Genomic DNA, 296 nt, shown 5'->3' with positions numbered 1-296 from the left:
TGTAGCGTGGCTTCAGGCAGTCAGGCCGCCGACATCGCAGAACAACAACTCATTCATCAACAGGCCCGCCAGCAAGCCCTGGAGGCGCAATTAGCCCCGCCGCCTGCGGAGGTTCACCTGTCGGTACCGGAAACGGCGGAGTCATCCGCCTTTGCGGTGGAAACTCCGTGTTTTCCCATTACCCACGTCAGACTGGCAGGCACCGAAAATTTCCCGCACTGGTTGCCGTTCAGGCGTGTCGCCCAACAGGGCGAAAACCATTGCCTGGGCGATAAAGGCATTAGCCGGCTGATGAC

Annotated in this window: 1 protein-coding gene; it reads left to right on the top strand. The window is 59.8% G+C overall.

What is annotated here, in order from left to right; genetic code table 11:
• Window positions 1–156: 156 nt before the first annotated feature.
• On the top strand, window positions 157–296 hold a 140-nt coding region (locus tag ACGF49_RS25125), incomplete at its 3' end, for a POTRA domain-containing protein (protein WP_387493505.1).

The sequence above is a fragment of the Photorhabdus sp. RM96S genome (assembly GCF_042879335.1).
GTDB lineage: Bacteria > Pseudomonadota > Gammaproteobacteria > Enterobacterales > Enterobacteriaceae > Photorhabdus > Photorhabdus kayaii.
This window is presented reverse-complemented; position numbering and strand designations above follow the sequence as displayed.